Here is a 23,556-nt window from a genome sequence, read left to right as displayed (position 1 = left end):
CATGAAAGCGCGTTTCGGCACTTGCGGCATCGCATTGGCGCTCCTTGTCTTCCTGACGGCCGCCTGCAGCGGCGGGGACGACGGCAACGATGGAGATGCCGGGAGCAAAGCTCCCTTCCTCTTGGGCTCCTCCGCCTCGAAGTGGGAGCGGCTTGGAGGAAGCTGGACGGAGCGGCAAGACGGGGTCTTCGTCCAATCCGATGCGGAAGGGGCGGCGATCGCGGTTGCCGGGGAAGAGCAATGGGCGGATTACGAACTCCGTTCCTCCGTCGCATTGACCGGCGGCGAGTTTCAGGCCGGACTTCTGTTTCGCTATGCTTCGCCCGAGGATTACTACTATTTGATCGTCCGCAGCGAATCATTCGTCTACCCGTCTCCCAAGCTGGAGCTGTTTCGCAAAGTTAAGGGCATCGCGGCGTCCATCGGCTCCGCCGATCTGAGCGTGCCGGATAGACAGGCGGTATCCCTCCGCATCGAAGCGGCCGGAGATCGACTTCGCGTGTACGCGGGAGACGGGGAGCGGCCTCTCATCGATACAAGAGATGCTGCCATCACACAAGGAAAAGCGGGGGTGCTTACACTGATGTCCGAAGCCGAATTCGGCCCGACCGAGGTTACACCGATCGTTCCGTTCTATACCGCTCCGCAGCCCGGAGAGGAAACCGACGGAAAGCTATGGAGCGTATCCCGGTCCGGCGATGTATACGATCGTTCTTTCACGGCTCCTTCGCCCGGGGAGCTCGACATTGCCGGGGATGCGGTCCTGCTGCGGGAAGTGATCGCGACTTCTTCCGTTAGGATCAGCGTACTGTCGAACGATCGGACTGTATGGCCTATAGAAGGAACGGAGGCCGCATGGAGCGGGAGTCAGGAAGAGCCCGGGGCTTACGCAGTCCGGTTCCGACTGCCGGTCGAGGTCGGAGATCGCGTCACATTCCGGATCGAGGGAGATTCTCCGGATAAGAGCGTCGCCTGGAATCCCTCCCTTTCTTACGGGGAGATGTCCTCCGTTCCGCTCCATTTCAGACATTCCGAGCACGAGATCGGGGACGTCCATCCGTACTTCGCCAAGGATGGCGCGCTAAACATGTACTATCTCCGGCCTGGGGGCGGCTATGAAGCGGCACTGCTCACCTCGCGCGATATGTTGCGCTATGAAGAAGCTTCGCTGACCTTGAAGAGAGACGCTTCGGTCCCTCCGATCAAGCCATGGTTCGTGCTCGGCGTCTTCTACGACGAGCAGGCGGGCGTCTACCGCAGCTACTCCGGCACGGACGGCAACGTGATGCGCAGCGCCTACAGCACGGACCTGCAAACCTGGCAAGCCGCCGGCCCTGAGTACGATATCCCTCCTCAGCCGGGGTACTCGGTTCAACGCGATCCGTATGTCTTCCGCAACGAGGACGACGGCCAGTATTGGGCCGTTATGACCTGCCGCAAGGGCGGAGAACAGAACGGACCGGAAGGCTCCGTCTGCTATGCGGTGTCTCCCGATCTGAAGAGCTGGACCGGCAAGGGAGATCTGTACGCTCCGGGAAATATCGGAGACCCGGAAGTGCCGCAGATGTTCAAGCACGAAGGCAAGTGGTATTTGATCTTCAGCGTGTACGATCATCGCGTCGGGCCGACGACCTGTCTTGTCGCCGATTCGCCCCACGGCCCATGGCTGGAGGCGGATATGCAACTGCTGGACGGGGAGGATTTAGCCGCCGCCCAGATTGCGTTTCCTGCGGGCGGCCGGCCGCTGCTGTTCGGCTGGATTCCGCTGCGGGACGTTGAAACGATCGGCTACCAGCATTGGGGCGGGGACATCGCCCTTCCCCGAGAGCTCGTGCGGCGTCCGAACGGCTTGTTCGACGTCCGGCTTCCCGCCTCCGTGGGCCAAGCCATTCGCGGCGGACGTTGGCCGCTTCCCGCCGCCCCCGATGCGGTTCACTCGGCGGATGGAGATCGGGAGGCCGTCATTCCGGGGCGTTACGACCGCTTCGACCTCACTTTCGAATGGTTGCCATCGGCCACGGATGCCGTTGGAGGCGTGCGTATTGTAAGCGACGGCTCTGAACGCCCAGTCACAGTCGAATTAGACCCGGCCGCCGGAAAGCTGCGCATCCGCAGCGGTGAAATCGTGCATAGCGAGCTGCAGGTTGAACTCGATTCAACTGAAGTTGTACGCGCACGGCTCATCGTGGAAGACGACATCGTCGAGCTGTTCGTCAACGAACGCTACGCCTTGGCAGCCCGATTAATGGAGCCCGTTCGCCAAGCCTCGCTCTCTCTATTCGATACCGGGGATGCGGCCGACTCGCCTTCCGGGTCCGTTTTTAGCGCCGTTGAGCTTTACAGATTGCTCAGCCGACAAGAGTTGGCCCATTAAATCGAAGATTCGGAGGAACGAATATGTTCGGATACCGGAAAGCGATCAAGCTTCTTCTTGCTGCGGGATTGGGCTTCTCCCTCGTCTCGTTCGCGCCCGAGCGCGTATCCGCAAGCGGATGGACCAGTCAAAGCTTTACGGCTTCGGAAGCGTTCAGAACCGGAGCGCAGGGTGTTGACGGGTGGATTTACGAGGATTGGAACGGCAGCGACTACGCGCCGATGGCTTATGAGGACTCCAGCTTTCACGCCTGGCAGGGCAGAAGCGGTTACAGTCTGATCGGCTGGAACAGCCCGGACACGCTGCATCCCGGCACGGCCACCGATACGGCGCTGACCTTCGAAGCGCCGGCCGATGGACAGGTGTCGATCACAGGCAACGTACGCAAGCGGGACTTGAACGGAGGGGACGGCGTGCAGGCCCGGATTTTGAAGAACGGGACGCAGATTTGGCCGGCCTCCGGCTGGCAGAGCATCGCCTATAACGACGGTGTTGGCGTCAATCATTCGCTTAGCGTGCAGGTGACCCGCGGCGACCGGCTGCGCTTCGTACTGAATCGCAACGGCAATATCAATAATGACAGCACCTATTGGGACCCTACCGTCGCCTACTCGTCCTCCGACGCCCCGGATCGTCCCGAGGTAACCGGAGTGGCTGACGGAGGCGCATATGCTTCCGCCGCCCCGTCTTGGACCGATCCGTCCGGAACGACTTCGTACGCTACGCTGGCCAAAGACGGCGGCGCTCCCGCCGCATTCTCCAGCGGCTCTTCGATTACGGCGTCCGGAAGATACGTGCTGGAGGTCGTCGCCGAGCGAACGGTATCCGGGAACATCCTCTCATCCTCGGCCAAAATCCGCTTCAGCATCGGCACAGGGCTGAAAAGCCGGTTTGTCGCTTCCGAAGGGTATTCGTCCTCGACGCAAGGAACCGACCATTGGTTTTACCGCGATTGGGACGGCTCTACTTATGCGCCGATGACCTACGATTCGTCGGGCTTCCATGCCTGGCTCGGCCGCAGCTCCTACGCCCTGATCGGCTGGAACGGCGCGGACACCGTTCATCCCGGAACGTCCACCGATACGGTACGCGCATTCGTCAGCCCGATGGAAGGTACTGTAAACATCACGGGAGCAGTACGCAAGCGCGACCTGAGCGGAGGGGACGGCGTGCAAGCTCGAATCCTGAAGAACGGGACGCAGATCTGGCCGGCCTCCGGCTGGCAGAACATCTCTTACAATGATGGCGTCGGTGTCAATCACGGGGTGTTAACCTACGTGAAGCCCGGAGACGAAATTCGCTTCGTGCTGAACCGCAAATCGTCGATTGACAACGATTCGACGTATTGGGACCCGCAGATCGATTATCAATCGGGAGGGCCGGGAATCAAGCTGCATTACAAACATCCCTCTCACTATATCGGAGACGTTCATCCCTACTGGGAAAACGGAACGCTGTACCTCTATTATTTGAAGCCCGGCACCTTCGAGCCTGCCTTGGTGACGACGACCGACTATAAAAGCTGGCAGCCGGTTGCCTTGACCCGTTCGGGCTCCGCCCCCTATCAGAACTACTATGCGCTTGGCGTGTTCAAGGATGGCAGCGTCTATCGCAGCTATTACGGCAACGGTTCCGAAATGAAGGGAAGCGAAAGTTTAGATCTGACCGAGTGGAGCAACGCTTCCTCATCGTATGACATCGCCAACTCCATGACGCCGTATACGGCCGGAGCCCGCGATCCTTACGTGTTCTGGGACGCCGACGCCGGCGTATACCGGATGGTCAGCTCGGCTTATCGCTCCAACCAGGACTGGGGTATCGGCTCGGGCATGGACGTGTCCATCGCGCTAACCAGCTCCGTCGGCAGCTCGCTCACGAGTTGGGGAGCCCAGACTGACCTGATCCGGTTCCCGAATACAGGCATACCTGTCGGCTCGGCTCAAGAGCCCGAAGTTGCGCAGTTGTTCAAGCTGGGCAACCGTTGGTACTTGATGGCTAGCATCGCCCGTCAAACCGCGCATTGGGTCGGCGGCCCGACGTATTGGATCGGAGATCCGAACACCGCGATCGACGCCGACAACTGGGCGTCCAAAACCGCCCATTCCCTAGAAGGCGAAGACTTGGCTGCGGCACAGGTGTTCCATGACGGCGCGAAATGGATCATGCTCGGCTGGATTCCGCAGCAGGCGACGGGCAATGCCTGGGGCGGACACATCGGCTTTCCGAGGGAGCTGTACGCGTTGCCGAGCGGCAAGCTGGGCGTCAAGCTGGAAGCGACCTTCTCTTCCGCAATCCGCGGCGGGGAACTGTACGGAGGCGTAAGCAGCCCTTCTGCAGAAATGGGAAGCTGGTCGTTCGTCTCCGGCGCGTTCTCCTCCTCCGGCACCGGATTTTCCATCGCCAAGCTACCGGGCGATTACGGCCGCTTCGACGTAGAAATGACGGTGTCCATGTCGAGCAGCGCCGATCGCGCCGGTCTTCTGATCGACAAAGGCGCGACGTCTCCTTACGGCTTTGAAATCTCTCTGGATAAGGCCAACAGCCTGATCAGGGTACGACGCGATACGACCGGAACGGGCAATTGGACCGATTTCAGCCACATTCCGGTTGAAGCCGGAGACTTGGACGGCACGAATACGCTGCGCCTGATCTCCGAAGGCGACATTCTGGAAGTGTTCGTGAACGACAAGTATGCTCTGGCCGCCCGTATCCCCAAATCGCTCGACAGCTCCGATATCCGGCTGTTCTCTTCCGGCGGGGGAGCGACGTTCGGCAATGTCAAAGTCTATGGACTGAGTCAATAAAACAGCCAGCGCTCCGTTAATCCACGCAGCTGCTCACCGCTTAATAGAGCCGTCCCGAAGCCCGCAGTCCGGCTTCGAGACGGCTTGCTTATTTCCGAAAAGCCCATTTTCCATCCCCCTCCTATTGACACCGTCCCTCCCCCGTCTTACAATACCCAATGTGATCATGAGAATCATTCTCAACAGTGTGGCGCGAAGTCGCAATAGCTGGAACCACAATTCGATCATTTATTTGTACATTAAGCATAATTAGAGAAAAGGGAGAGAGTCATTACGTGAAAAAAATTATCGTTCCATTCGCCCTGGCCTTGCTATTAATCCTTGCCGCATGCGGAGGAAAAGCCGACAACACGGGCAGTTCTGCCAGTCCTTCCGCGCAGCCCTCATCGGCGGCCCCTTCGGAGTCCGCATCCCCGTCCGCTTCGGCTCCCGCCGAATCCGGCACGATCACGTACGAATCCGAGAACGGTCCGGTCGAGGTTCCGGCGAACCCGCAGCGCGTCATCGTGCTGTCCTCGTTCGCGGGCAACGTCATGGCGCTGGGCGTACCGCTCGTCGGCGTGGACGAATGGTCCAAGATGAACCCCCGTTTCGACGCCACGCTCAAAGACGTCGCCGCGGTAACCGACGAGGATCTGGAGAAGATCATCGAGCTGGAGCCCGATCTGATCGTCGGCCTCTCGAACATCAAGAACGTCGACAAGCTCAAGGAGATCGCCCCGACCGTCACTTACACGTACGGCAAAGTCGACTACTTGACGCAGCATCTGGAAATCGGCAAACTGTTGAACAAAGAGGCCGAAGCAAAAGCATGGATCGACGACTTCAAAGCCCGCGCGGCCACAGCCGGCGAAGACATCAAAGCGAAGATCGGCGCCGAGTCGACGGTATCGGTCATCGAAGCGTACGACAAACAGATCTACGTCTACGGAGACAACTGGGGACGCGGCACCGAGATTCTCTACCAGGAGATGAAGCTCGCCATGCCGGAGAAGGTCAAGGAAACGGCGCTCAAGGACGGCTATTACGCGCTATCGTCCGAAGTGGTGCCGGAATTCGCCGGCGACTACGTCATCTTCAGCAAGTTTCCGGGCTCGGATCTGTCGTTCACGGAGACGGAGACGTACAAGAACATTCCGGCAGTTGCGAACAACCGCGTATACGAAGTCAACGCGCAGGAATTTTATTTTAACGATCCGCTGACGTTGGACTTCCAGCTCGAATTTTTCATTACAAACTTCCTCGGTTAATCGTGATATCGGCTTTGCCAGTTGAGGGAATCCCCGAGAGGGGATTTCCTTCACGTATTCCAGGGAAAAGATGAGAGGCCCATGATGACCAAATCTCGTTCCTCAAATTTCGCCTACAAGCTTGCAGGCAGCATCGTCGTTTTTGTCCTCTGCTTCGCGATTTCCTTGATTCTCGGAGCGGCGGATACTACATATCAGGATTTGTGGCACGCGATCACCGGCAGCGGCATGGGAGACAAGGCGCTCATGCTGCGCGAAATCCGCATTCCCCGCGAAGTCGGAGCAATTCTCGTCGGAGCCGCCTTCGCCGTATCCGGGGCAGTCATGCAGGGAGTCACGCGCAACCCTCTGGCGGATCCGGGACTGCTCGGCCTGACTTCCGGAGCCAATCTCGCGCTGGCGATCGGCATCGCGTTCATCCCCGGCTTGGACTACTTCGGAATTATGATCGCCTGCTTTATCGGGGCCGCCGCCGGTTCCGCGCTTGTCATCGCACTCGGATCGATGCGCCAAGGCAGCCTGTCTCCAATCCGCATCGTGCTGGCCGGCGCGGCGGTATCGGCCTTTCTGTATGCCATTGCCGACGGGCTCGGCCTGATCTTCAAAATCTCCAAGGACGTGTCCATGTGGACGGCGGGAGGCTTGATCGGCACGACATGGGGACAGCTTCAGACGATCGCCCCGGTCATTCTTGTCGGGCTCGTCGCCACTCTGTTTATGTCCAACCAGGTCACCCTTCTCAGTCTTAGCGACGAGGTAGCTACCGGCCTCGGACAGAAGCTCGCGCAGATCAAAGCGATCATGTTCGTCCTGATCGTTCTGCTGACAGGCGCCTCGGTCGCGCTCGTCGGGAACATGGCCTTCGTCGGACTCATGATTCCTCACATCGTCCGCAGGTTCGTAGGCACCGACTACCGCTATATCCTTCCCTTCTCGGTATTCGCGGGGGCTTCGTTCATGCTGATCGCCGATACGATCGGCCGCACGCTCAATTCGCCGTACGAGACGCCGGTGGCCGCCGTCGTCGCGATGCTGGGCTTGCCCTTCTTCCTGTTCGTCGTACGCAAAGGAGGCAAAGCTCTCTCATGAACGCCGCAACTCATCCCGTTCGCAACCTGATCCGCATTCTGATTGTCAGCATCGTGCTTATCGCCATTACGGCGGCCGTCGGCATGGGTATCGGACGCTCTTCCGTATCCTTCGACCGACTGCTTCCCACTCTATTCGGGCATGGAACGTTTAAGGAGCATTTCGTCGTGTTCTCCCTGCGGATGCCGCGCATCGCGATTACGCTGCTGGCCGGAATGGCGCTGGCGCTGTCCGGTTCGATTCTGCAGAGCGTCACCCGCAACGACTTGGCCGATCCGGGCATCATCGGCATCAATTCCGGCGCCGGCGTCGGCGTCGCGATCTTCTTCCTGTACTTCCCGATCGAAGCCGGGTCGTTCGTCTATATGCTTCCGTTGGTCGCATTCGCGTCCGCGGTCGTTACGGCCATTCTGATCTACGCGTTCTCCTATAGCCGTTCGCGCGGCCTGGATCCGATCCGGCTCGTGCTCGTCGGCGTCGGCTTCTCCTTGGCGCTGTCCGGGATCATGATCGTGCTGATCTCCTCCTCGGACCGCCAGAAGGTCGACTTCATCGCCAAGTGGATCGCCGGCAACATCTGGGGGACGGATTGGCCGTTCGTATGGGCACTGCTGCCGTGGCTCGTCCTGCTCATCCCGTTCGCTCTGTTCAAAGCGGTCCGGCTGAACCTGCTCGGTCTGAGCGACTCGTCCGCGATCGGCGTCGGACTGCGGCTCGAGCGGGAGCGCATCGTGCTGCTGCTGGCAGCCGTCGCCTCCGCCGCTGCGGCTGTATCCGTAACCGGGGGCATCGCGTTCATCGGCCTGATGGCTCCGCATATCGCCAAGGCGCTGGTCGGTCCGCGCAACCAGTTTTTCATCCCCGTCGCCGTACTGCTGGGAGGATGGCTGCTGCTGCTGGCCGATACGGTCGGACGCAATCTGATCGAACCGGCCGGACTTCCCGCGGGCATTATCGTATCGCTGATCGGAGTTCCTTACTTCGCTTACTTGCTGCTCAAGAAGTAACGGAGGACGTGAACTCGAGCAGCAATTTACGCAGACCTGCCGGATCGCCAAGCATAGGCAGGTGTCCGGTTTCGAGCGTCCGGACCCGCTGCGGAGCGAAATTCCGAATCATTCGGGCTTGAAGAGACGAGCCGAACTCCTTGTCTTTCTCCAGCCGGATATATAACCGGGGAACGTCCGGCAAGGACCCGTCGAACCGATCCGCGTAGACCCGAATTGATTCGGGTACAAACCCCTTTACGACAGAATCGGCATCCTCAGGATCAAGATCTTTGCACAAGCCCGCCCGGATGACCGATTCGGGCGGTTTCGTGCCCATCTTCTTCATCATAAGAGATAGAATCGTCCTTTTGGGCCAAGGCAGCGCGGACAGGAACGAACCTCCCGGCTTCGGAATGGCCGCCCCCACTGCAACGAATCCTGCCAGGCGATCCCGAAGCTCTTCCGCTGCCTGAAGGGCCACCTGTCCCCCCAGCGAATGCGCCACGAACACGATCCGCCCGACTCCCCATTCCTTCACCTGCCGCACAACCGTATCTGCGTATTGTTTTAACGTCAGTTCCCGCCGCATCTCCTCCTCGCCGACTCTCCCCGGAAACTCCGCGAACAAGCACGGATAATCCAACCCGTCAGCCACCCTCTCCCATATGCGTCCATTCAGTCCCGCTCCGTGCACGAATACAAATCCGATATCCCTCTGCGTACGATTTGTCAATGCCATGCCGACCAGCTCCCATTCATTCGTTATCTTTCCTGTGAACAATGTATCACTTAAATAGGACATATTTTGTCTTATTTAAATGCTAAAATGAAAAAAAACAGCAACCGTACCCCGACTTCGTCGGCCTGCTGTCCCAAAAAGGAGCTGATCCACTTATGCCCAAGTCTCAGCGTCTCATTCAAATGATGATGTTCATCAACGCCAAAAAAACGTTCACCGTGCAGGAGCTCGCCGATGAATTCGGTCTGTCCACCCGCACGGTCACGCGCGATTTGCAGGAGCTGAGCGAGCTTGGAGTTCCCGTCTACTCCGTTCAAGGACGCGGAGGCGGATACAGGCTGCTGCAGGAGCGGCTGCTTCCGCCGATCGCCTTCACGGAGAGCGAGGCCGTCTCCCTGTTCATCGCCGGACAATCGCTGAAGCCCCTCGGCGCCCTTCCTTTCGAAGAGGGAACCGACGCCGCTCTTCGCAAGTTCTATCATTACTTGCCTCAGGATACTCGCGAACGCATTGATCGCCTGAAAGACAGAGTCGCTATCTGGAGCCCTCGCCGCGATATGTCTGCGGAAATTTTGAAGATTCTCTTGCAGGCGATTATGGCAGGCGGCGCTGTCACGATCGAATACGCATCCGCACGCGCCGTGCGCCCCCGGGACATTCAGCCGATCGGGCTTTACGAGAGCGACGGCTACTGGTACTGCCCGGCCTACTGCTTCCGCGAGGAGGACTACCGCCTGTTCCGCGCCGACAGAATCCGATCAGCCGTCTTGAACCCTTCGCTAGCGATCAGAGACGACGTCGCACTTCGCACATTGCAGGATCCTCCCGACGGAGGAGGGCCCGAGCCGATCCCCTTCACGCTCGAACTGACGCGACAGGGCGTGCACGAACTCCGCTCCGACCGCTGGTTCGGATCAGCCATCGTACCTAAGACGGACGGGAGCGAGGGCGGTTCGCGACAATTCCGATCTCTCCGGACAATATCGGCTTCTACGTTGATCTGGCTTGGAGGCTGGGAGAGCATGCAACCATCGTCGAACCGGAGGAAGCGATCGAGTTATTCCGGACTAAACTGGAATCGGTACAATCGCTTTACACGTGAAAAAACGACGGAAACCCCTTATGCGCGAGGAGTCCCCGTTGTTTCCCTTCCACAAAAGTGTACCGTAAATCCTTAAAATAGTAGACACGCGTTCTTCTATAATGGGGCTGTGAACGCCAAAAGCCTATTCTAGAAGAGAAAGAACGTGACAACAATGAAATCCGTATGCGTAATCGGAAGTTTGAACTTGGATATGGTCGCGGCCGTCGAACGGTTCCCCCAGCCCGGCGAAACGCTGACGGCAGACGGTTACTCCGTGTTCTTCGGGGGCAAGGGAGGCAATCAAGCGATCGCGCTGGGCAAGCTGGGAGCCAAGGTGAGAATGGCGGGGAAGGTCGGAGACGACATTCACGGGCACGATTACATCCGTCACCTGCGGATGAACGGAGTCGACGTGGGCGGAATCCTGACGGAGAAAGGCGTCGCGACGGGCACCGCCATGATCTGGGTCGACCGGCAGGGAGAGAATCAGATCGTCGTCTCCCCGGGTGCGAACGGCTGCATGCTGCCTTCCGATATCGACGCCATGTGGGATGAACTCGTCCAATCGGACCTCTTTCTGTTTCAGTTGGAGATTCCGATCGGCACGGTCGCTTATGCGGTCAAACGTCTGAAGCAGGCCGGCAAGACGATCATTCTCGATCCGGCTCCCGCCTCGCAGCTGCCGGACGCCATCTTCCGCTATATCGACTACATGACGCCGAACGAGACAGAAGTCAGGTATTACGCAGGCAGACAGGAACGATACGTCTATCAGTTAAAAGAAGCCGCCGGAGATCTTCTGCGCAGAGGGGTCGGAACGGTAGTAGCCAAGGCGGGCGAGGATGGCGCCTACTTGATTCGCGAAACGGAGCTGATCCATATCGACGCCTACCCGGTTCAAGCGGTCGATACGACAGGGGCTGGGGATTCTTTCAATGCCGGGTTTGCTTATGCGCTGGCTGCCGGACTGGAGGTCGGCGAAGCGGTGAGAATCGGCAACGCCGTCGGCGCCTTGTCCGTCCGTCAGGTGGGGGCACAGTCGGCAATGCCGACAAGAGAAGAATTGGAGCGTCATCTGGAAGCTCACCAAGGGAGGATTAAGCTATGAGCGAGAGATTGGCCTATCTTCCAAGCGAAGCGCCTGTCCCGATCCTGCTGGACACGGATATCGGTCCCGACTGCGACGACGCGGGAGCCGTGGCCGTGCTGCATGCGCTGGAACGGATGGGCAAAGTTCGCATCGTCGGGATGACGCACTGCACGTCCAGCCGATGGGGAGCCGGATGCCTCGACGCGCTTAACGTCTATTACGGACGCGAAGAAATTCCGGTCGGCACCTTACGGCGTCAGCCGGGTTTTCTGGACGACGATGCCGTATACGGCAAGTACAACAAGCTTGTCGCGCAGCAATACCCGAACCGCTACAGGCAGGGACAAGAGGCCCCGGATGCGACCAAGCTGACCCGCGAGCTTCTCGCCAAGGCGGAGGACGGTTCGATTGTCTTCGTGGCGATCGGGCCTCTGGTCAATTTCATGCATTTGCTGCAATCGGGTCCGGACGGGCATTCCGACTTGTCCGGGACGGAGCTTGTCGCGCGCAAAGCCCGGCATCTCGTCGTCATGGGCGGCCGCTTCCCGGAGGGCAAGGAGTGGAACTTCGAGATGCATCCCGAAGCGGCGGCCTACGTGACGAAGCATTGGCCGACCGGCATCACGTTCACCGGCTACGAGATCGGCGCGGAGATCCGGACCGGTCGGAGGCTCCATACCGACACGCCATTGGACCATCCCGTCAGGAGGAGCTATAACGCTTGGAGCGGCGGCGAAGGCGGCATTCGCGAGAGCTGGGATCTGACGGCCGTGCTTTATGCCGCTGAAGGTGCGGGCGATTATTGGGACGTCGTCCGCGGCACGATTGAGGTGGACGGCGACAGCGGCGCCAACCGCTGGCTGCCGCAAGCGGAGGGCCGTCATGCCTATCTGGCCCGCAAGATGGAGCCGGAGAAGCTGACCAAGCTTCTGGACGAGCTTCTTGTGCATCGTTGAGAAAGACCGGGTATCCCCCCTTCGGCCGCGGCCTTGGGGACGGGATGCCCGGTCTTTTTTGCGAAGCTTGACGCTCCCTCACTCGCCCAGCTGACGCTGTCTGAAATCGGCCGGAGTGAAGCCGGTCTCTTTCTTGAACACCTTGTAAAAATACTTCGTATTCTCGTATCCGATCATCACGGAAATTCGATCGATTCGGTACTTGGTCGTAAGCAGCAGATGCTTCGCCCGCTCCATGCGAATGCGGCGCAAGTAGTCCTGGAATGTCTCCCCGGTCTTCTCCTTGAACATGACGCTCAAGTAGACGGGATGCAGGAAGAAGCGGTCGGCCACCTCCTCCAGCGTAAGCTGCTGGGCGTAGTGGCGATCGATATAATGTCTGATCTGCTGCGACAGCTCCGCCCCCTTGGCCGTTCGGCTGGGCACCTGGGCGACCGTGTCACGCACGAATTGAAGGAAATGCTTCTCCAGCGCCCGGGCGTCCGGCTCGTAGCTGAGCAGCGGCAGCGTCTCCAGCCCCGAATCCGGAGAAATCCGGTGAACCGCACCCAGGTGTTCGACGACGCGATGGTACAGCGTCCGGCAAATCTTCCTGACCCGCTGCATCGTAAAACCTTCGGAACCCCGGAATTCGGCGAACAGCTCCTCTGCAAGCCGCGCTGCACGCGACTCGTTACCTTCCTCCAGCTCATACAGGAAATCCTCGATGCGAGGCCAACGCCATTCCTCTCCCGCTTCCTGCTCCTTTCCGTTCCCGATGCGCTCGTTCGTCACGCGGTGAACACCCGCCATTCGTCCGAACGGCAAACTCTCCAACAGCGACAACGCGCCGCGGTAAGCGCGGGGCAGGCCCTGCACGGATGAGCACTCGCTGCTGACGGCGGCGAAGACGTTCGCTTCGCCCGCCAGGCAGGCATGAAGCTTCGAGGAGGCGGCCTGTCTTCCGGCGGCGGCGTCCGAGCAGACGAGGACAGTCGTCCCGGGCATATCCGGATGGGCGAACTTGACGCAGTCGTCCGGCAGCTTGACGGCACCCGCTGCGGAGCCGACCCCTACGGCGGCCGCAAAGGAGGCCGCCGACAGCAGACCGCGCATCGGATCGGACGAATAAGCTTCCGCCCTCGGCGAAGCCTCGTCGTCGGTGCTTCGGCACAGCCAGGCGGCGAAGCGAACGAGATCGAGCTCCAATTCGATGCCCGTCGCGTTCCTCCGGTTCAGACGGGTCTGCTCAATTCGCTCGATCGCCTTCGCCAACGCTTGACGCAGCTCGGCGTCGTCGAACGGCTTCAGAATATAGCCCGCCGCGCTGGAGACGATCGCTTCGCGCGTATACTCGAAATCCGAGTATCCGCTAATCACGATAAGCTGCGCCTCCGAGCGCTTCTCGGTAACGGCTTGAAGAAACTGAACGCCGTCCATTACCGGCATTCGCATATCGGTCAGCACGATGTCGGGCTTTTCCCGCTCGACCAGCGCCAATCCCTCTTCTCCGTCTTCGGCTTCCCCGACCCAGGCCAGCGGCAGGTCGAGAGAAGATATTTTCTTGATGATCGCTTTGCGGATGAGCGCCTCGTCGTCGATGACCACATATCTGTACATAGCAGTTATGACGCCCCTTTCGAAAGATGATCGGACGAACCGGCGCGTTCGGCAAGGGAATTCCCCTTCTCCGGAGCGGATCTGGGCAGCCGGAGGAGAACGGCCGTCCCCCGATGCTCCTCGCTGTCCACCTCTATCCCGTAGTCCGGCCCGTAATACAGCGCGATGCGCGCATGAACGTTGTACATCCCGATGGATCGGGCATCGTTCGTAGCGGGATTCAGCTCCTCGAACTCCGCCGTCCGGCCGAGCATGGCCCGCACCTCCTCCAGCCTGTCCGCCGGAATGCCGACACCATCGTCCCGTACCTCCACACGAATGCCTTCCTCCTGCTCCCAGGCCCGGATGCTTACCGTGCCGTACCCTTTCTTTTTCTCGATCCCGTGATACACCGCATTCTCGACGATCGGCTGAAGAATCAGCTTCAGTACTTTGAAATCCTCCAGCTCCTTGGGGATGTCCGTCTCCAAGCGGATTTTGTCCCCGTAGCGGAACGATTGGATCGTCATATAGTTGTGGACATGGCCGAGCTCTTCGCTCAGCATGACCAGATCTCGGTTGATCTTGATACTGTAGCGGAACATATCTCCCAACGCCTTGGACATGACGGACAGGCTTTGCACCTCCTCCAGCACCGCGATACTGTTCATCGTGGCCAGAGTGTTAAACAGGAAGTGCGAGTTGATCTGGGCCTCAAGCGCTTTCATTTTGGAGGACATGGCGATAAATTGATTGTGGTATTTCTCCCGAATGAGCGTATCGATCTCCTGCAGCATCGTAAAATAGCGGTTGTACAGCACGCCGATCTCGTCCGTTCTCCGCTCGTACCGCTCCTGCCGCGGCGGCAGATGGCCGGTCGGGTATCGTTTCATCATCTGAGCCATCCGGTTCACCGGCTTGGAGAACGCGTTCGCGATCCACAGCGACAGCACGACGGCCAGAACCGCCCAAATGACGCCCAGCCACAAAGCAAAGCGAGAGGTCGCGCGAATCTCTCCGGTAACCGCATCGAGCGAAACGACGATGACCATGTGCCAGTCGTATTCCGAAAACGTGTTATGAAGGACGAGCGAATTGGTCCTGGAGTCGATCCGGCTTCCGATTCCGACGGCCGACGCCGCCCATTCTTCGGCGAGCTCGCCTTCTCCGTACAGCCGGTTCCCGATGCCGTTGAGCAAGTAAATCCGCTGCTCCGCCAGCATGCCCTCGCTCAATTCGTCGAACAGGCTCAGACTGCAGTTGATGAGCAGCACGCCGATCCGCCGGTTCGTCGCCGGTTCGTACAGCGCCCTGGAGAATGCGATGGACGGGTTGCCGGAGAGCAGGAAGTCCTGCTGCCGCACTTCTCCGACGATCATCTTCCCTTGGGCGCCGATCGTGTCCCGATACCAGGCCGAAGAGAGCGGGACGTAGTCGGGCATGAGCTCGGAGCCCTTCGTATTGGCGAACACCGTGCCGTCTTCCGCGAAAACGTACAGCCCTTCGATGTAGTCGTGATTAAGCAGAAGGCTCTCCGTGGCCTTCTTGAACTCGCGCGTATGGTTCAGCCGGTCGTAAGGCGCAACGCCGCCGTTCTCCGCATGCTGCCCGAGAAACGACAAAATCGTATCCGAATCGGACATCTGCTGATAGGCCAGGTAGGCGGATACGCGCCCGATCTCCTCCAGCCGGTTCGTCATTCTTAAGGAGGACCTGTCCAGCAGGTTCAAAGACACCTCGCGCACCTGATTCTCCACGAGAGCGCCGTAGTTCCGGTTCGTCACGGCCACGACGATCGCGATCGGAATCAGGGACAGCAGCAGGAGCGCGACCAGCAAACGGTTTTTGAGTCCCCAGGCAAACTTCATTCGCATCTTCTCCGGGATCGCGTTATTATTTATAATATTAGCATAATTCGACTGGGCCGAGGTGACACCATGAAGCGAATACGGCTGGTTGGTCTTTCCATGTTGCTGGCGCTGATCGTCGTCTCGGGCTGCGCGCGGCCTCCCGCCCCCATACAGCCGACGCCCGATCCCGTCACGCTGAAATTCATGCATATGGGCGTCGCATCCGACGGCAGGGACCATAACCGCTACGTTATGCAAGCGTTTCCAAAAATGGTCGCGGAACGCTATCCGGATATTCGCGTCAAGTCGGAAATGCTGCCCGAAGACGCCTATACCAAGTCGCTGCTCATGCAGCTGTCCGCGGGCGAAGGCCCGGATTTCTTCGAATGGTGGCCGATGCGGCAGCTGGAAGAGCTTGCCCGGGCGGGCTACCTGCAGGATCTGACCGGAATGGATATTCTCCAAGCCTTCTCTCCCGAAGCGCTCGAAGGATTTACCGTGAACGGCCGGGTATACGGCCTTCCCAAGGGCTTCAGCATGATGGGCGCTTGGTTTAATAAGGATTTGCTGCGGCAGCACGGCTATGCGGATTGGCCTCAGGACTGGGACTCGTTCCTGGAGCTGTGTGAGACGCTAAAGAGCGAAGGGATCACCCCGATCGTCATGCCGGGCAAGGATTGGTGGTTTCTCCAATTCGGCCTGTATCCGCTGGCGGCGTCGGTCCTCTATCCCGAGGAGCCCGACTTCGACAAGCGGCTTCTGGCAGGCGACGCCACGTTCGCCGAGTCGAAATGGCGCGATGTGCTGCACATGTACAAGCTGCTGTTCGATCGGGGCTACGTTGCCGACGGCCCGCTGGAGACGGGCGCAGCCCAGGCTGCGGCCTGGTTCAACGACGGGAAGGCGGCCATCGTCTTCGGGGGTAATTGGGATTACGGCAGCTTGACCGCATCGGACGGTTCAGGTTCCAGCTCCGATCCCGCCGCCTCCTCCTTCGAACGAGGCTTTATGCCTTTGCCCGGCAACGCCCCGGGAAAACCCTTGTTCCTGTCGGTTGGACCCGCCGGAGGAACGGTCATCAACAAGAACACCCGCAATCTGCCGGAAGTATTGGACGCCCTGGCCTACCAGTTCGAGCCTTCGTCTCCCTTGTACGTGGAGTTCAAGCAGCAGTATCGGGTGTTCCCGATGTTTGCGGGCGAAGATCTCGGCATCGCGGAGCTGGCCGGATATACGGAGCTCATGCGAAGCGGCCGATCCGTCCCGTTCAGCAATCAGCGCTGGCCGGTCGGGGTCGCGGAGGCGTTGTGCGCCGGCTTTCAGGACTGGCTTGCGGGAGAGGGCGACGCCGACGATATCCTCGCGGCGATGGATCGCGCGCTGCTGAGAGCCCGCTGAGAATAAAACCTTTGGAAAGTATACTTCAACTCCTTAAAAGAATAGACTCCCCGCCTTCTATAATGATGACCATAAACACGTCGATGTGTTTACGGTCATCTTTCGTTAGACGGGGTCGCAGCCAGACCAAAAAACATGATGGAGGTAACGGTATGAAAGGACAAAAAATTCGCGGAACGGCAACGGCATTGCTGGCATTCCTTCTCGTATTCTCTACCGCTTGTTCGCAAAAGGAAAACAGTCCCTCCGCGGAGCCATCCGCGCCGGCGCAAACCGGAAGCGCTTCCCCAAGCGCGGAGCAATCGCAGCAGGCAGGCGAGGACCCGTTCGGCAAATTCGATCCTCCGATCGAAGTATCGGTCGTCAGCTCGACGGGAACGAACGTCCTGTTCGCGGACGGAGAGAGCATCAACGACAACATCATGACTCGCACCTACAAGGATATCCTCGGCATTCAATTCGTGAACAAATGGGTGTCCGACGCTTCCCAAACCGTGGAGAAAATGAACCTGTCCATCAACACGAACAATCTTCCCGACATCTCCAAGGTCGATCTCAACCAGTTGCACCGCATGATCAAGCAGGAACAACTGGCCGACCTGACAGAGGTTTACGAGAAGTACGCGTCCCCGCTGCTTCGCCAAGCGATGGAATACGGCAGCGGAGAAGGCTTCGAGGCCGCCAGCCTGAACGGCAAAATCTACGGCATGCCCGTTCCGGTCGACTATTACGAGAACGTGTCCATCATGTACGTCCGCCAAGACTGGCTGGATAAGCTGAGCCTTCAGGCGCCGAAGACGATCGACGAGCTGGTGAACGTCGCCACCGCCTTCGCGCAGCAGGACCCGGACGGCAACGGCAAGCCGGACACTTACGGCATTGCGCTGGACAACGCGCTCGGCATGGGCTTCGACGGCATATCCGCCGCCTTCCGGGCTTACAAGGGAATTTGGGTCAAAGACAGCGAAGGCAAGCTGGTCTACGGCAGCGTTCAGCCGGAAATGAAGGATGCGCTGGCCAAGCTGCAGGAGCTGTACAAAGCGAAGGCGATCGATCCCGAATTCGGAGCGAAGGACTGGGGCAAGACGGCCGACGACATCGGCGCAGGCAAGGGCGGCATCTACTTCGGAGCGTTCTGGCAGCCGCTGTATCCGCTGTCGACGACGTTGACGCACACGCCGGATTCCGATTGGAAAGCCTATCCGATTCCGGTCGGTGCGGACGGAACCGTCGTGCCGAAGCGGCAGACGAACGTCTTCACGTGGATGGTCGCGCGCAAGGATATGGAGCATCCCGAAGCGCTGATCAAGTCGATGAACCTGTGGGCGGAAATGTGGATCGAGGGCGGCAAATACAACGATCTGTTTTACAAGGAGATCCAGGGCAGCGAGAAATACAAGGGCAAGGAAATTCACCAATATGCCAAGCCTTACTTCTTCGACGATCCGGGCAAAAACATGGTCATCGGCAAGCAGTTCAAAGCGGCCATGGAGAAGGATGACGGATCGCTCGTTACCCACCCCGATGGACAATGGAAGTGGGACGCCTACAAGAACAACGAGCCGAACGGCTGGGCGTTCATGAAATATTTGTCCGAATCGGAAGCGGTGTTGGAGCAGTATGGAGAAAACTACGTTCATCAATCGTTCCTCGGCGCACCGACCGATACGATGGTCAAACGGCTTGCCAACCTGAACAAAATCGAGTCCGAGACGTTCACCAAGATCATTATGGGCAACGCCGGAGTCGACGAGTTCGACAAGTTCGTCAAGCAGTGGAATCAACTCGGCGGAGAGGACATCACGGAGGAAGTCAACGCCTGGGCGTCGTCCAAGTAAAAAGGGTCAAAGCGCGGAGCTTCGCCTCACAAGGCCAAGTTCCGCGCCTCTCTAGCGGAGGTATGGAATCATGAAGATAACGAGAAAAGACCGGACGTTCTTCCATCTGCTGCTGGCGCCGGGCATGCTGATCCTGCTTTTGTTCGCCTATTTGCCGATGATCGGCATTGTAATCGCCTTTCAGGAATTCAATCCGATGCAAGGCTTCTTCAAGTCCGAATGGGTCGGCCTGGAGCATGTCCGCTTCCTGTTCGAGCTTCCGGACACGATGCAGACCATTCGCAACACGGTCGAGATCTCGCTGATGAAAATCGTCGCCGGGCTGATCGTTCCGATCGCGTTCGCTCTGCTGCTCAACGAGGCCAGAATCATGTGGTTCAAGCGTACGGTGCAAAGCCTCGTGTATTTGCCCCACTTTATGTCCTGGGTTATCCTGGGCGGCATTCTGATCGACGTTCTCTCCATCAACGGAGGCGTGTTTAATCAAATTCTCGCTTCGCTCGGCATCGAGCCGATCTTCTTCTTCGGAGACGAAGCGTGGTTTCGGGTCATGCTGATCGGGACCGACGTCTGGAAGGAATTCGGCTTCTCGACGATCGTCTATCTGGCCGCGCTGACGGGAATCAGTCCCGCTCTGTACGAGGCAGCCTCGATAGACGGAGCCAGCCGTTGGCAGCGGATCGTCTATATTACGCTGCCTGGCATTCTGCCCGTCGTCGTGCTGATGTCCACCCTAAGCCTCGGCAACGTGCTCAACGCCGGCTTCGACCAGATCTTCAATCTGTACAATCCGATGGTCATCGGCACCGCGGACATTATCGACACTTACATTTACCGCATGGGCCTTATCCAGGCGCAGTACGGGCTGGCCACCGCCATCGGACTGATGAAGTCGCTGATCGGCTTCGCGCTGATCGTGACCTCGTATCGACTGGCTTACCGCTACGCGAATTACCGCATTTTCTAAAGGACGGAGCGACGCTATATGAGAATACGCCTGCAACGCTTCCAGGCTTTCGACCTCTTGAACTACGTCTTGCTGGCCGCCGTCTCCCTGCTCTGTCTCGTCCCGATCTGGCATATCGCCATGGTCTCCCTGAGCGGGGAAGGACCGGCCAACCAATATGTCGTCGGACTGCTCCCGATCGAGTTCAACTTTACCGCCTACGCCAACATTTTACGGTTGGATAAATTTTGGGACGCGTTCGGCGTGTCGATGACGCGGGTACTGCTGGGCGGCTTGATCAATTTTATGCTGACCGTCATGATGGCTTACCCGCTGTCCAAGGAAAGCAGTTATTTCCGAAGCCGCAACTTCTACATCTGGGCGCTCGTCTTCACGATGCTGTTCAGCGGCGGACTCATCCCGGCCTACATGGTTATCAACGAACTGAACCTCATCGATACGATTTGGGCGCTCGTCTTGCCGGGAGCCGTTCCGGTATTTAACGTCATTCTGATGATCAACTTCATGCGCCAGCTCCCCAAGGAGTTGGAGGAAGCCTGTCTCGTCGACGGAGCGTCGCAATGGGCGATCATGACGCGGATCTACGTTCCTCTGTCGCTTCCGGTCATCGCGACCGTCACGCTGTTCAGCGTGGTCGGCCACTGGAACTCCTGGTTCGACGGGCTGATCTACATGAACCAGACGTCGAACTATCCGCTGCAGACGTATCTGCACGTCGTGCTCGCTTCCCGCAACCTTGTGAACGCCGACCAGAATTCCGTCATGGCCTCGCTGACGAACCGTTCCGCGATCTCGGCGCAGATCATTCTGGCTTCGCTTCCGATTCTTGTCGTCTACCCGTTTCTTCAGCGCTTCTTCATCCACGGCATCGTGATGGGGTCGGTGAAGGAATAAGCTTGCCCGCCTGTCCGGCCGCTCTTCTCGCGGCCGGACAGGCGGCGTTATGAACCGTGCATCCCCTTCAGAACCCCCGCGAAATAAAGCCACTACGATCCAACGCACGCATATCTGCGGGATTACCGACAAAAATGATCAGGGAATTCCCTGATACACGAAATCCCGATTTCATGATACGATGATGGCATGGAAAGTGAAAACATTCACAATATATAAGTGAAAATTTTCACAACAGGAGGAGCGCTATGACTAGAGAGAAACTGCTGCTGATCGGCAACGGCATGGCCGGCGTGAGAACCATTGAAGAAATGTTGGAGCGGTCCCCCCATCAATACGAGATTACGATTATCGGCGAAGAGCCGTATACGAATTACAATCGCATCATGCTCTCGAACGTATTGCAAAAAAAGATGACGGTGGATGAGATTATTACGAATCCCCTGCAATGGTACGAGGATAACGGCATTACGCTCATTCATCACGATCCGGCGATCCGATTGGACCCGCAAGCCAAGCAAGTCTTGACGGCCGGCGGTCAACGCGTCCGCTATGACAAATGTATTATCGCGACAGGGTCAAGATCCTTTATCCTGCCCATAGAGGGCGCGGAGCTGGAAGGCGTGCTGGGCTTCCGCACTATCGACGACACGCTGCAAATGATCGAGCAGGCCAAGCGGTACAAGCGGGCTGCGGTCATCGGCGGCGGCCTGTTGGGACTTGAAGCTGCCAAAGGCTTGATCGATCAGGGCATGGATGTCACGGTCGTCCATCTGGAGAAATGGCTGATGGAGACGCAGTTGAACGAGCCTGCCGGAAATTTGCTGAAGAAGGATTTGGAAAAGCAAGGCATTCGATTTCTGATGGAGAAAAAAACGACGCGGATTCTTGGGACGGACAGAGCGGAAGGCCTCAAATTCAGCGACGGCAGCACCTTGGAAGCGGATCTGGTCATTATGGCCGTCGGCATTCGGCCGGTAACCGGGCTGGCCAAGGATGCGGGGCTGCATGTCGAACGCGGAATCGTCGTTGACGATTTCATGGCCACGAGCGCAGCTGACGTGTATGCCGTAGGGGAATGCGCCCAGCATAACAAGATGGTTTACGGTCTGGTCGCTCCGCTGTACGAACAAGGGAAAGCGCTGGCCGATCTGCTCACCAACCGCCCAACGGAAGGCTATAAAGGCAGCACGGTATCTACTTCGCTGAAAGTGTCCGGCTGCGACCTGTTCTCGGCGGGCATTATCCGTGAGAGCGACGACTTGAAAGGCATTGAAGCTTATAACGGTTTGAACAACAGCTACAAAAAGCTGTTCATCCGAGATCGTCATATTGTCGGCATCGTGCTGTACGGCGATACGTCCGAAGAAAACCGCTATTACAAAATGCTGCGGAACGAGACCGATATTAGCGCTTTGAATCCGGTCACGCTGCTGGCGTCGGCCGACGATGAGGCAAGCGAAAGCGTAGCGCAGTGGGACGATGCCGATACGGTATGCGGCTGCAACGGCATCACGAAGGGAACGATCGTTAATGCGATCCATACGCAGCAATTGACCTCCGTCGCCGATGTTGTCCGCTGCACCAAAGCCGGCAACTCCTGCGGCAAATGCAAGCCGATGATCGGCGAACTGCTCACTCACGTCCTGGGCGACAAAGTGACGCTTGCGCCAACGGGCATTTGCGGCTGTACCGACCTGACCAGGGACGACATCGTGCTGCAAATTCACGAGAAGGGTCTGACAACATCGAAGGACGTATTCCGGGAGCTGGGCTTCCGCAATGCCGAGGGCTGTTCGAAATGCCGCCCGGCGATCAATTTCTACCTGAATGTGACCTTCCCGAACGAGCATCAGGATGAGAAAGAGTCGCGCTTCGTCAACGAACGCATGCACGGCAACATTCAGAAGAACGGCAGCTTCTCGGTCATTCCTCGCATGAGAGGAGGCCAAACGACGCCGCAGCAGCTGCTGAAAATCGCCCAAGTCGCGGAAAAGTACAATGTGCCGCTTGTCAAAGTCACGGGAAGTCAGCGCATCGGCTTGTACGGCGTGAACAAAGAGGATCTTCCGCACATTTGGGAAGAGCTCGATATGACTTCCGCTTCGGCCTATGCCAAAGCCGTTCGCTCCGTCAAAACCTGCGTGGGCGCCAACTTCTGCCGCTTCGGCACGCAGGATTCGATGGGGCTCGGCATTAAGCTGGAGGAGCGCTACGAATATATCGATACCCCGCACAAATTCAAAATGGGCGTATCGGCTTGTCCCCGCAGCTGCGTGGAAAGCGGCGTGAAAGACTTCGGAGTTATCGGCGTGGAAAACGGCTTCCAGATTTACATCGGCGGGAACGGCGGAACGGAAGTGAAGGAAGCGCAATTGCTGACGACGGTCGAAACGGAGCAGGAGGTCATCGACCTGTGCGGCGCCATGCTGCAATACTACCGCAAGACAGGCAACTATGCCGAACGCACGGCCCCTTGGCTTGAGCGCCTTGGCTTCGAGCATGTCAAATCGGTGCTGCTCGATCCGGAGCAGAGCAGAGCTTTGCTGGCGGAGCTGGATGCAGCGGTAGCCGGCAAACGCAAAGACCCTTGGACCGAGGTTCGCAACAATGAGAATAAAGAAAAAGAGCTTTATACAGTAGGGAGAGGATAAGG

The 23,556-nt window shown here is 58.4% G+C and carries 16 protein-coding genes; 13 read left to right on the top strand and 3 right to left on the bottom strand.

The window, feature by feature from the left end:
- The first annotated feature begins 1 nt into the window (after position 1).
- The 5 genes from B0G52_RS16105 (at position 2) to B0G52_RS16085 (ending at position 8,524) form a co-directional block, all read left to right on the top strand.
- Positions 2-2,374: a glycoside hydrolase family protein gene (locus B0G52_RS16105; RefSeq protein WP_094046090.1), complete on the top strand. Its 2,373-nt coding sequence runs from the start codon at positions 2-4 to the stop codon at positions 2,372-2,374.
- A 23-nt stretch (positions 2,375-2,397) separates the two neighbouring features.
- Entirely contained in the window at positions 2,398-5,178 is a 2,781-nt protein-coding gene (locus tag B0G52_RS16100) for a GH32 C-terminal domain-containing protein (protein ID WP_094046088.1), read from the top strand.
- Between the two features lie 275 nt (positions 5,179-5,453).
- Positions 5,454-6,428, top strand: coding sequence for an iron-hydroxamate ABC transporter substrate-binding protein (locus B0G52_RS16095; RefSeq protein WP_094046086.1), 975 nt, complete (start codon positions 5,454-5,456; stop codon positions 6,426-6,428).
- A gap of 81 nt (positions 6,429-6,509) precedes the next feature.
- On the top strand, positions 6,510-7,517 hold the full coding sequence (locus B0G52_RS16090; protein WP_094046084.1) for a FecCD family ABC transporter permease: 1,008 nt from the start codon (positions 6,510-6,512) through the stop codon (positions 7,515-7,517).
- The gene (locus B0G52_RS16085) at positions 7,514-8,524 is read left to right on the top strand and encodes a FecCD family ABC transporter permease (protein ID WP_094046082.1); all 1,011 of its coding nucleotides are present in this window, start codon (positions 7,514-7,516) and stop codon (positions 8,522-8,524) included. The genes B0G52_RS16090 and B0G52_RS16085 overlap by 4 nt, the downstream gene beginning before the upstream one ends.
- Here B0G52_RS16085 and B0G52_RS16080 read toward each other — a convergent pair.
- Positions 8,514-9,245 carry an alpha/beta fold hydrolase gene (locus B0G52_RS16080; protein ID WP_094046080.1) on the bottom strand — a complete coding sequence of 244 codons (732 nt, stop codon included), beginning with the start codon at positions 9,243-9,245 and terminating at the stop codon, positions 8,514-8,516. The genes B0G52_RS16085 and B0G52_RS16080 overlap by 11 nt on opposite strands.
- Positions 9,246-9,400: 155 nt before the next feature.
- Between B0G52_RS16080 and B0G52_RS16075 the strand changes: the two genes are divergently transcribed.
- From B0G52_RS16075 to B0G52_RS16065, 3 genes are all read left to right on the top strand, one after another.
- Complete coding sequence (locus B0G52_RS16075; protein WP_233162720.1) at positions 9,401-10,423, top strand: helix-turn-helix transcriptional regulator; 1,023 nt, start codon at positions 9,401-9,403, stop codon at positions 10,421-10,423.
- A gap of 78 nt (positions 10,424-10,501) precedes the next feature.
- A complete protein-coding gene (gene rbsK, locus B0G52_RS16070) occupies positions 10,502-11,437 on the top strand; it encodes a ribokinase (RefSeq protein ID WP_094046078.1) in 936 nt (311 codons plus the stop codon).
- Positions 11,434-12,375, top strand: coding sequence for a nucleoside hydrolase (locus B0G52_RS16065; RefSeq protein WP_094046076.1), 942 nt, complete (start codon positions 11,434-11,436; stop codon positions 12,373-12,375). Before rbsK ends, B0G52_RS16065 begins: the two co-directional genes overlap by 4 nt.
- 78 nt (positions 12,376-12,453) lie before the next feature.
- On the opposite strand, the gene B0G52_RS16060 is transcribed toward B0G52_RS16065, so the two are convergent.
- Together B0G52_RS16060 and B0G52_RS16055 are read right to left on the bottom strand one after the other, a co-directional pair.
- Complete coding sequence (locus tag B0G52_RS16060) at positions 12,454-13,974, bottom strand: response regulator transcription factor (protein WP_094046074.1); 1,521 nt, start codon at positions 13,972-13,974, stop codon at positions 12,454-12,456.
- 5 nt (positions 13,975-13,979) lie between these two features.
- Positions 13,980-15,821, bottom strand: coding sequence for a cache domain-containing sensor histidine kinase (locus tag B0G52_RS16055; protein ID WP_158223733.1), 1,842 nt, complete (start codon positions 15,819-15,821; stop codon positions 13,980-13,982).
- Positions 15,822-15,890: 69 nt separating this feature from the next.
- Here B0G52_RS16055 and B0G52_RS16050 point away from each other — a divergent pair, with 69 nt between their 5' ends.
- The 5 genes from B0G52_RS16050 to nirB all read left to right on the top strand — a co-directional run bounded on the left by B0G52_RS16050 (position 15,891) and on the right by nirB (position 23,554).
- Complete coding sequence (locus tag B0G52_RS16050; protein ID WP_094046070.1) at positions 15,891-17,201, top strand: ABC transporter substrate-binding protein; 1,311 nt, start codon at positions 15,891-15,893, stop codon at positions 17,199-17,201.
- A 152-nt stretch (positions 17,202-17,353) separates the two neighbouring features.
- Positions 17,354-19,039, top strand: coding sequence for an extracellular solute-binding protein (locus tag B0G52_RS16045; RefSeq protein ID WP_094046068.1), 1,686 nt, complete (start codon positions 17,354-17,356; stop codon positions 19,037-19,039).
- Positions 19,040-19,109: 70 nt separating this feature from the next.
- Complete coding sequence (locus B0G52_RS16040; protein WP_094046066.1) at positions 19,110-20,006, top strand: ABC transporter permease; 897 nt, start codon at positions 19,110-19,112, stop codon at positions 20,004-20,006.
- Between the two features lie 18 nt (positions 20,007-20,024).
- Positions 20,025-20,900, top strand: coding sequence for a carbohydrate ABC transporter permease (locus B0G52_RS16035; RefSeq protein ID WP_094046064.1), 876 nt, complete (start codon positions 20,025-20,027; stop codon positions 20,898-20,900).
- 248 nt (positions 20,901-21,148) lie between these two features.
- Positions 21,149-23,554 (top strand): nitrite reductase large subunit NirB, encoded by a 2,406-nt coding sequence (nirB, locus tag B0G52_RS16030; protein WP_094046062.1) that lies wholly within the window; start codon positions 21,149-21,151, stop codon positions 23,552-23,554.
- Positions 23,555-23,556 lie beyond the last annotated feature (2 nt).

Origin of the sequence: Cohnella sp. SGD-V74 (assembly GCF_003001675.1) — a bacterium.
Taxonomy (GTDB): Bacteria; Bacillota; Bacilli; order Paenibacillales; family Paenibacillaceae; genus Cohnella.
The sequence above is the reverse complement of the archived record's forward strand: the minus strand, read 5'-3'. Positions and strand labels throughout refer to the sequence as shown.

What these genes read in the sequence shown, in the direction of transcription:
- nirB (WP_094046062.1), top strand. Translation starts at nt 21,149, where the DNA reads ATGACTAGAGAGAAACTGCTGCTGATCGGCAACGGCATGGCCGGCGTG.
- B0G52_RS16075 (WP_233162720.1), top strand. Translation starts at nt 9,401, where the DNA reads ATGCCCAAGTCTCAGCGTCTCATTCAAATGATGATGTTCATCAACGCC.
- B0G52_RS16045 (WP_094046068.1), top strand. Translation starts at nt 17,354, where the DNA reads ATGAAAGGACAAAAAATTCGCGGAACGGCAACGGCATTGCTGGCATTC.
- B0G52_RS16035 (WP_094046064.1), top strand. Translation starts at nt 20,025, where the DNA reads ATGAGAATACGCCTGCAACGCTTCCAGGCTTTCGACCTCTTGAACTAC.
- B0G52_RS16105 (WP_094046090.1), top strand. Translation starts at nt 2, where the DNA reads ATGAAAGCGCGTTTCGGCACTTGCGGCATCGCATTGGCGCTCCTTGTC.
- B0G52_RS16065 (WP_094046076.1), top strand. Translation starts at nt 11,434, where the DNA reads ATGAGCGAGAGATTGGCCTATCTTCCAAGCGAAGCGCCTGTCCCGATC.
- B0G52_RS16055 (WP_158223733.1), bottom strand. Translation starts at nt 15,821, where the DNA reads ATGAAGTTTGCCTGGGGACTCAAAAACCGTTTGCTGGTCGCGCTCCTG.
- B0G52_RS16040 (WP_094046066.1), top strand. Translation starts at nt 19,110, where the DNA reads ATGAAGATAACGAGAAAAGACCGGACGTTCTTCCATCTGCTGCTGGCG.
- B0G52_RS16090 (WP_094046084.1), top strand. Translation starts at nt 6,510, where the DNA reads ATGATGACCAAATCTCGTTCCTCAAATTTCGCCTACAAGCTTGCAGGC.
- B0G52_RS16085 (WP_094046082.1), top strand. Translation starts at nt 7,514, where the DNA reads ATGAACGCCGCAACTCATCCCGTTCGCAACCTGATCCGCATTCTGATT.
- B0G52_RS16050 (WP_094046070.1), top strand. Translation starts at nt 15,891, where the DNA reads ATGAAGCGAATACGGCTGGTTGGTCTTTCCATGTTGCTGGCGCTGATC.
- B0G52_RS16060 (WP_094046074.1), bottom strand. Translation starts at nt 13,974, where the DNA reads ATGTACAGATATGTGGTCATCGACGACGAGGCGCTCATCCGCAAAGCG.
- rbsK (WP_094046078.1), top strand. Translation starts at nt 10,502, where the DNA reads ATGAAATCCGTATGCGTAATCGGAAGTTTGAACTTGGATATGGTCGCG.
- B0G52_RS16100 (WP_094046088.1), top strand. Translation starts at nt 2,398, where the DNA reads ATGTTCGGATACCGGAAAGCGATCAAGCTTCTTCTTGCTGCGGGATTG.
- B0G52_RS16080 (WP_094046080.1), bottom strand. Translation starts at nt 9,245, where the DNA reads ATGGCATTGACAAATCGTACGCAGAGGGATATCGGATTTGTATTCGTG.